The 1,063-nt window shown below is 56.1% G+C and carries 2 protein-coding genes; both read left to right on the top strand.

Features of this window, described 5'->3' with window-relative positions:
* Positions 1-232, top strand: a 232-nt coding sequence (locus tag IEY99_RS34795; protein ID WP_229799507.1) for a hypothetical protein, incomplete at its 5' end; no start/stop codon positions are given.
* A 286-nt stretch (positions 233-518) separates the two neighbouring features.
* Positions 519-764, top strand: a complete 246-nt coding sequence (locus IEY99_RS33770; protein ID WP_189208192.1) for a hypothetical protein — start codon at positions 519-521, stop codon at positions 762-764.
* Positions 765-1,063: the final 299 nt, after the last annotated feature.

A 1,063-nucleotide genomic window follows, 5' to 3' on the forward strand; every position in this document is an offset into this window, starting at 1 on the left:
GGGGAGTTTGCAGTTCCGCAATGAGCTTACCTGGACGATCCCATATCACGGCAACAGAGAGTCCGGAGGGATGCGCAAAGAGTTCCCCCGTAAAAGCCTCATAACCTCTCAAATCGGTCAAACCTTGCTCAGCTTTGTCTTCCGCAGGTACACGCAAAGTATGTATGAGAGGAGTACTGATGATGCCATCGAGCCGTCACCCTTCGAGCATCATCGCGGTTGTGCAGGGTGAACGGTGACTTTACCCGGAGGATGTACGTTGCGTAGACGAGCCGCAGGCTCAGCGTTACAGTGGTACGAGGAGATGCGAAGCAGGTATCCAGGGCCATGCGCAAGCATCTAGATATCGGGAGACGATCACCATAGTGCAACCTGTTGGATATGGAGTATCTTCGGGTTTCACGGGAACATGAGAGTAGTTTCGTACGGGCAAGCAGACCCCCCTAACCCGAGGCTCGTACGGCAAAGAACCGGTCCTGCGTGTGAACAGGAGCCGGCTTCCAAGGAAGGTTGAAGACATGCCTGGTACCGATCTTGATGAACGAACCGAAACCGCCACCACTCTGACGAAGTTCACGATCAACCTGGTGAAGCGAGCCGTTCGAGCGCTGGAGATCGCCACCAAAGTGACTGGCGACAACAGGACGGACACGTTCAATCGGGCAGTCCAGGTGTACGCGTACATCGTGCAGGCCGAGAACGAAGGCAAGGCCGTCTACATCGAAGGTCCAGACGGCAGCAGAGAGCGGCTTCTTCTCACCTAAGCGCGCGGCAACGCGCCGGTTTTCAGCAAGCCCTGCTTCGGGGAGGCCATCCCCCGAGCCAGGGCTTGTTTGCTGGGAGCGCCAGGAAGAGAGTCTAGTCAATGATCGTCCGATGTGGATGACAGCGCGAAGCGCTGGCAGACATGTAGAAATGCAGAAATCTGCTTTAGCAGATTTCTGCATTTCTACATGCAATGAACTGGGGTTTTACGTTCAATATCAACATCAACATAGCGTTGGCGCGTAGCGCCAACTGGCCGGGAGACGGGCGCGTAGCGCCCTCGATCCGCCAGGAGCGG

The sequence above is a fragment of the Couchioplanes azureus genome (assembly GCF_014648355.1).
In the GTDB taxonomy this organism is placed as follows: Bacteria; Actinomycetota; Actinomycetes; order Mycobacteriales; family Micromonosporaceae; genus Actinoplanes; species Actinoplanes azureus.

What these genes read in the sequence shown, in the direction of transcription:
- IEY99_RS33770 (WP_189208192.1), top strand. Translation starts at nt 519, where the DNA reads ATGCCTGGTACCGATCTTGATGAACGAACCGAAACCGCCACCACTCTG.